Source organism: Pseudomonas sp. BIGb0278 (assembly GCF_024809895.1).
Lineage (GTDB): Bacteria > Pseudomonadota > Gammaproteobacteria > Pseudomonadales > Pseudomonadaceae > Aquipseudomonas > Aquipseudomonas shirazensis.
Genome location: NZ_JANUEL010000002.1, coordinates 818,886 through 826,134, shown reverse-complemented (window position 1 = coordinate 826,134; position 7,249 = coordinate 818,886). Strand labels below are relative to the sequence as shown.

The window sequence follows — 7,249 nt, the reverse complement described above, 5'->3', positions numbered from 1 at the left end:
TCAACTTCAAACACTTGACTCGCTTGCGATCTCTCGTAGCGGGAGGCGAATTCTACAGCGTTACAACCTGCTGTCAACTGCCTTTTTCACCGCTGACGATCTTTCGATCGAAGCCCTTGCAGCACTTCTGAAACTTCTAACTCTTTGAAACTCAAGGAGTTTTCCGCTCCAACTACGCTGGAAGTGGGGCGCATTATAAGGGCTCACAGGAATGCGTCAAGCACTAATTCAACACGTTGCAATATTCTTGTAACAGAGGTGATGAACAGCGCACGCCACCTACAGAAGCATGCTCAGTCTTAAAGGACGCCCGCCGCGCGCAGCTGCCGCACTGCCTGTTCATCCAACCCAAGCAGCTCGCTCAGCACAGCCTCGGTGTGTTCCCCTAATAGAGGCGGCGCCTGGCGATACTCCACCGGCGTCTCGGACAGCCGAATCGGGCTAGCCACCTGCGGCACGCTACCTGCGAGTGGATGTGGGATACTCAGCGCCAGCCCTCGGGCCAGCACCTGCGGGTCCTGGAACATCTGCGCCAGGTCATTGATCGGCCCACACGGCACGCCGGCCAACTCCAATTGCGCAACCCACTCGGCCGTCGTCTTGAACACCGTCGCCTGACGGATCAGCGGAATCAGCTCAGCGCGATTGGCAACGCGCTGCTTGTTGGTGGCAAAGCGTGGATCGTCCGCCCACTGCGGCTGACCAGCTACCTCGGCAAACTTGCGGAACTGCCCGTCATTACCCACGGTGAGAATGAAATCGCCATCGGCGGTAGGGAAGTCCTGATACGGCACTATATTAGGGTGCGCATTACCCAGGCGCCGCGGTGCATTGCCGGTGGTGAGGTAATTCATCGCCTGATTGGCCAGGCAGGCAACCTGCACATCCAGCAGGGCCATATCTATATGCTGGCCGACGCCAGCCTGATCGCGATGGGCGAGGGCGGCCAGAATCGCTACGGTGGAATACAACCCGGTAAGAATATCCGTCAGCGCTACGCCAACCTTGACCGGCCCCGCACCCGCTTCCCCTTCGGGCCGGCCGGTCAGGCTCATCAGCCCGCCCAGCCCCTGAATCATGAAATCGTAGCCAGCACGCTTGGCATAAGGCCCGGTTTGGCCAAAGCCTGTGATCGAGCAATAGATAAGCCTGGGGTTGACCGCCTTCAAGCTTGCGTAGTCCAGGCCATAGGCCGCCAGCCCACCGACCTTGAAGTTCTCGATGACGATATCCGACCGGGCCGCCAGCTCACGCACCAGGCGCTGGCCCTCCGGCTGAGTGAAGTCGATGGTCACCGAACGCTTGTTACGGTTCGCCGACAGGTAATAAGCAGCCTCGCTGGTGTTCTCGCCATAGGCGTCCTTGAGGAAAGGCGGCCCCCAGGCGCGAGTATCGTCACCCGCACCTGGCCGCTCGACCTTGATCACGTCGGCGCCAAGGTCAGCGAGGATCTGCCCGGACCATGGCCCGGCCAGTACACGTGAAAGGTCCAGCACCCGCAGATGGGAAAGCGCACCCATGGCCCGGCTCCTCTATTAATAGAACGCCTGGATACCGGTCTGGGCGCGGCCAAGAATCAGCGCATGGATGTCATGGGTGCCTTCATAGGTGTTGACCACCTCAAGGTTGACCAGGTGACGCGCCACGCCGAACTCATCGGAAATGCCATTGCCACCGAGCATGTCCCTGGCCAGTCGCGCGACCTCCAAGGCCTTGCCGCAAGAGTTACGCTTCATGATCGAGGTGATCTCGACGGCTGCGGTGCCTTCGTCCTTCATCCGCCCAAGGCGCAGGCAGCCTTGCAGGCCCAGGGTAATTTCAGTCTGCATATCAGCCAGCTTTTTCTGGATCAACTGGTTGGCTGCCAGCGGGCGGCCAAATTGCTGGCGGTCGAGGGTGTACTGACGTGCGGTGTGCCAGCAGCTTTCGGCTGCGCCCAACGCGCCCCAGGAGATGCCGTAGCGGGCCGAGTTGAGGCAGGTGAACGGGCCCTTCAGGCCGCGCACCTCTGGGAAGATGTTTTCTTCAGGGACAAACACGCTGTCCATGACGATCTCGCCGGTAATCGAGGCGCGCAGGCCAACCTTGCCGTGAATTGCCGGTGCACTCAGGCCTTTCCAGCCCTTTTCCAGAATAAAGCCACGGATATCACCGGCGTCATCCTTGGCCCAGACCACGAATACATCAGCGATCGGGCTATTGGTGATCCACATCTTGCTGCCGCTCAGGCTGTAACCGCCCTCGACCTTGCGCGCACGGGTGATCATCGCCCCCGGATCAGAACCATGGTTAGGCTCGGTCAGGCCAAAGCAACCGATCCATTCGCCACTGGACAACTTGGGCAGGTATTTCTGCTTTTGCGCTTCGCTGCCAAATTCGTTGATCGGCACCATCACCAGCGACGACTGCACGCTCATCATCGACCTGTAGCCGGAGTCGATGCGCTCCACCTCGCGGGCAATCAAGCCATAGCACACGTAGTTCAAGCCGCTGCCACCGTACTGCTCTGGGATGGTCGCGCCGAGCAGGCCGACTTCACCCATTTCACGGAAAATCTTCGGGTCGGTCTGCTCATGGCGGAACGCCTCGACCACGCGCGGCGCCAGCTTGTCCTGGGCGAACTGATAAGCGCTGTCGCGGACCATGCGCTCCTCTTCAGTGAGCTGCTGATCGAGCAGCAACGGGTCGATCCAGTTGAAGCTAGCTTTACCGGCCATGAACGTAATCCTCGAATAGGGGGCAGGGCAGTAGGGTCATGGAATGATCCTAGGCCCGATCATCAGCCACGACAAACGACTATTACGCACCTACTAGTGACATTTCGTCACTCCGTATATCCTCAGCATTCGTAATTGCTGCACATATAAGTGAGGTTGACGTACATGCGGCGCAAGATCCCCAGCACGACTGCCCTGATCTGCTTCGAGGCAGCAGCTCGCCACGAGAGCTACACCAAAGCCGCCCTTGAGCTGGCCCTGACCCAAGGCGCCGTGTGTCGCCAGATCGCTGCGCTGGAGGCGTTTCTCAACGTCGAGCTGTTTCGCCGCTCCAGGCGCGGGGTGCAATTGACCGAGGCCGGCTTGTCTTACAGCCGTCAGGTCAGCACTCAGTTGGATGCTGTCGAGCGCGACACCTTGTCGGTGATGCGCCAGCAGGGCGCCAATGTGATCGAGCTGGCGGTGGTCCCGACCTTCGGCACCCAATGGTTGCTGCCGAGGTTGAAGGACTTTCAACAGCGTCATCCCGAGGTGACCGTCAACCTGACCAACCGCACCCGGCCGTTCCTGTTCGCCGACACCGCATTCGACGCAGCGATCTATTTCGGCGATGGCGACTGGTCAGGCACCGAGTCGCACCGACTGATGAGCGAGAACCCATTGCCGGTCTGCAGCCCCTCACTGCTGCAGGGCCAGCTGGAACTGAGCGCTAAGCAGATCGCCGAGCTGCCTTTACTGCAGCAGACCACCAGACCCTACGCCTGGCGGCAATGGTTCAGCAGCCTGGAACTGAACATCGAGCGCGACATGACCGGTCCGCGCTATGAGCTGTTTTCGATGCTGGCTCAGGCGGCCATGCATGACATGGGCATCGCCCTGATTCCCCCATTCCTGATTCAACAAGAGCTGCAGCAGGGCAGGCTGGTGGTCGCTAACAGGCATGCGCTGTCCAGCACCAAGGCCTACTATCTGATGATTCCCGAGCGCAAGGTCGCTTCAGCTTCACTGCGCGCGTTCCGAGATTGGCTGGCAGAGCAAGCCCGTATTTACGTAGAGACGCACGGCACAAAGCAGACAAGCTGACTCTGTAGTCAAATATTTTAAACACCTACAGATATACTGTTATGTCGCATATATGAAAACTGTAATGCTGGCTCTCTAAATCGTTATAAACCCAGTAAATACGGGGCTTTCAGCGTATTTTACGACCTCAAGCATGCTAGCTGCGAAATCACCAAAAAATAATTCGTTTTATCGTCTAATCTGCCAAAAGCCCGTACTAGAGCGCCCCCGGCTGGTTACTTGCGACATACGGTCACAGGGTGACTTGTAGTTATGCATCGGTATCACTCCAGAATCGGTTGATGGCCGCTGTGTTCCTCTGCAAAATGCTTCGCCCGCCCGGGATTCGGCGGGTTCGAGCCTTATGGCTGCGTCGCTGGCGTTGCGGTGTTGACCGTGCGCCTGCTGGCTTAAATAACGATAAGAAGGTCCGCAGGAGAAAAGTCGTGCACATTGGTGTTCCTCTCGAGACGCAGACGGGCGAAACGCGGGTCGCTGCGACCCCCGATACCCTCAAGAAGCTGGTTGGCCAAGGCCATCAGGTCACCGTCCAACGGGGGGCCGGGCTTAACGCCAGCATTCCGGACAGTGCCTATGAAGCCGCAGGCGCCACCCTTGGCAGCGCTGCCGATGCCTTTGGCGCGCAACTGGTGCTCAAGGTCGTTGCGCCGTCTGATCAGGAGCTGGCCCTGATCAATCGCGGCAGCCTGCTGGTAGGCATGCTCAACCCCTTCAACAGCGAACTGATCGGCAAGATGGCCGAATGCGGGATTACCGCCTTCGCCCTCGAAGCGGCGCCGCGTACTTCGCGGGCGCAGAGCCTCGACGTACTGTCGTCGCAGGCCAACATTGCCGGTTACAAGGCGGTGCTGTTGGCAGCCCATCATTACCCGCGCTTCATGCCGATGCTGATGACGGCGGCGGGTACGGTGAAAGCTGCCCGCGTGCTGATTCTCGGCGCCGGTGTCGCCGGGCTGCAGGCGATCGCTACTGCCAAGCGTCTGGGCGCGGTGATCGAGGCGTCGGATGTGCGTCCGGCAGTCAAGGAGCAGATCGAATCGCTCGGCGCCAAGTTTCTCGATGTGCCGTTCGAAACCGATGAAGAGCGCGAATGCGCTCAAGGCGTCGGCGGCTATGCGCGACCAATGCCGGCCAGCTGGATGCAGCGTCAGGCGCAAGCCGTGCACGAACGCGCCAAGCAGGCCGACATCGTCATCACGACCGCATTGATCCCGGGCCGCAAGGCTCCCACCCTGCTCAGCGCCGAAACCGTGGCGCAGATGAAGCCCGGCTCGGTGGTTATCGACCTGGCTGCAGCGCAAGGCGGCAACTGCCCGCTGACCGTGGCCGACCAGGTCGTGCTGGAGCATGGCGTGACCATCGTCGGCCCGACCAACCTGCCTGCCCAGGTCGCGGCCGATGCTTCGGCGCTGTACGCACGCAACCTGCTGGACTTCATGAAGCTGCTGTTCGACAAGGACGGTGCGCTGGTGATCAACCTCGAAGATGACATTGTTGCTGCGTGCCTGATGTGCCGCGACGGCAATGTCATCCGCAACAACGGTTAAGGAGCACAGCTATGGAAGACATGTTGATTTCCCACGGCATCTACAACCTGATCATCTTCGTGCTGGCCATCTACATCGGTTACCACGTGGTCTGGAACGTGACCCCGGCACTGCACACACCGCTGATGGCGGTGACCAACGCGATCTCGGCGATCGTCATTGTCGGCGCCATGCTCGCTGCCGCCCTGACCGTGACCCCAGCAGGCAAGATCATGGGCACCCTGGCCGTGGCCCTGGCCGCGGTCAACGTCTTTGGTGGCTTCCTGGTCACCCGACGCATGCTCGAGATGTTCAAGAAGAAAACCAAGAACGAGGCGCAGAAGTAAGCATGAGCATGAATCTGGTAACGCTTCTCTACCTCGTCGCTTCGGTCTGCTTCATTCAGGCATTGAAGGGCTTGTCACACCCGACCACATCACGCCGCGGCAACCTGTTCGGCATGATCGGCATGGGCATCGCCATGCTCACCACGGTGGGCCTCATCTACAAGCTCGGCGCCGAGCTGGCCACTGCCGGTATCGGCTATGTGCTGCTGGGTCTGCTGATCGGCGGCACTGCCGGCTCGATCATGGCCAAGCGCGTCGAGATGACCAAGATGCCTGAGCTGGTCGCCTTCATGCACAGCATGATCGGCCTGGCGGCGGTGTTCATCGCCATCACCGCCGTGCTTGAACCGCAATCGATGGGCATCGTTGCTGCGATCACTGATCCGATTCCGACCGGCAACCGCCTGGAGCTGTTCCTCGGCGCTGCCATCGGTGCGGTGACGTTCTCCGGCTCGGTAATCGCCTTCGGCAAGCTTTCGGGCAAGTACAAGTTCCGCCTGTTTCAGGGCGCACCGGTACAGTTTGCCGGACAGCACAAACTCAACCTGATCCTGGGCCTTACTACTATTGCCCTCGGCCTGCTGTTCACCTTCACCGGCCACTACAGCGCGTTCACCCTGATGCTGATTCTGGCGTTCATCATGGGCGTGCTGATCATCATCCCTATCGGCGGTGCCGACATGCCGGTGGTGGTATCGATGCTCAACAGCTACTCAGGCTGGGCCGCGGCCGGTATCGGCTTCTCGCTGAACAACTCGATGCTGATCATCGCCGGTTCGCTGGTCGGTTCGAGCGGTGCGATTCTCTCGTACATCATGTGCAAGGCGATGAACCGTTCGTTCTTCAACGTAATCCTTGGCGGCTTTGGCGGCGCAACCGACAGCGGCGCAGCAGCCGGCAGTCAGGAGCAACGCCCGGTCAAATCCGGTTCCGCTGATGATGCGACGTTCCTGCTGAGCAATGCCGACACCGTGATCATCGTGCCGGGCTACGGCGTGGCGGTGGCCCGCGCGCAGCATGCGCTCAAGGAGTTGACCGAGAAACTTATCCACAACGGCGTGACCGTCAAATATGCGATCCACCCGGTGGCAGGGCGCATGCCTGGGCACATGAACGTGCTCCTGGCCGAAGCCGAAGTGCCTTACGACCAGGTGTTCGAGATGGAAGACATCAACGCCGAGTTCGGCCAGGCCGATGTGGTGCTGGTGCTGGGCGCCAACGACGTGGTCAACCCGGCGGCGAAGAACGATCCCAAGTCGCCCATCGCCGGCATGCCGATCCTTGAGGCATACAAAGCCAAGACCGTCATCGTCAATAAACGCTCGATGGCCAGCGGTTATGCCGGTCTGGACAACGAGCTGTTCTATCTGGACAAGACCATGATGGTGTTCGGCGATGCCAAGAAGGTCATCGAAGACATGGTCAAAGCCGTCGACTAAGCCGCTGCTATATAGATAGTCAAAAACCCCCGGAGCTGCATTACCGGGGGTTTTTGCATTTGTCTGATCCAGATCAACGGCGCGGCGCCGAGGCCGCTCATACGACCATGGTCGTGGGACGCAGCAGGGCGAAATCA

Annotated in this window: 6 protein-coding genes; 4 read left to right on the top strand and 2 right to left on the bottom strand. The window is 59.9% G+C overall.

Annotated elements, in window-relative coordinates; translation table 11 throughout:
• Positions 1-299 precede the first annotated feature (299 nt).
• Both M2396_RS12530 and M2396_RS12525 read right to left on the bottom strand, forming a co-directional pair.
• Positions 300-1,520, bottom strand: coding sequence for a CaiB/BaiF CoA-transferase family protein (locus M2396_RS12530; protein WP_150573236.1), 1,221 nt, complete (start codon positions 1,518-1,520; stop codon positions 300-302).
• A gap of 15 nt (positions 1,521-1,535) precedes the next feature.
• Positions 1,536-2,717: an acyl-CoA dehydrogenase gene (locus M2396_RS12525; protein ID WP_101322669.1), complete on the bottom strand. Its 1,182-nt coding sequence runs from the start codon at positions 2,715-2,717 to the stop codon at positions 1,536-1,538.
• A 165-nt stretch (positions 2,718-2,882) separates the two neighbouring features.
• On the opposite strand from M2396_RS12525, the gene M2396_RS12520 reads away from it, so the two are divergent.
• From M2396_RS12520 to M2396_RS12505, 4 genes are all read left to right on the top strand, one after another.
• Positions 2,883-3,800: a LysR family transcriptional regulator gene (locus tag M2396_RS12520; RefSeq protein ID WP_181088428.1), complete on the top strand. Its 918-nt coding sequence runs from the start codon at positions 2,883-2,885 to the stop codon at positions 3,798-3,800.
• Positions 3,801-4,225: 425 nt separating this feature from the next.
• A complete protein-coding gene (locus M2396_RS12515; protein ID WP_101322671.1) occupies positions 4,226-5,347 on the top strand; it encodes a Re/Si-specific NAD(P)(+) transhydrogenase subunit alpha in 1,122 nt (373 codons plus the stop codon).
• An 11-nt stretch (positions 5,348-5,358) separates the two neighbouring features.
• The gene (locus M2396_RS12510; RefSeq protein WP_101322672.1) at positions 5,359-5,673 is read left to right on the top strand and encodes an NAD(P) transhydrogenase subunit alpha; all 315 of its coding nucleotides are present in this window, start codon (positions 5,359-5,361) and stop codon (positions 5,671-5,673) included.
• A gap of 2 nt (positions 5,674-5,675) precedes the next feature.
• Positions 5,676-7,112: an NAD(P)(+) transhydrogenase (Re/Si-specific) subunit beta gene (locus M2396_RS12505; RefSeq protein ID WP_259075232.1), complete on the top strand. Its 1,437-nt coding sequence runs from the start codon at positions 5,676-5,678 to the stop codon at positions 7,110-7,112.
• The last annotated feature ends 137 nt before the right edge of the window (positions 7,113-7,249 follow it).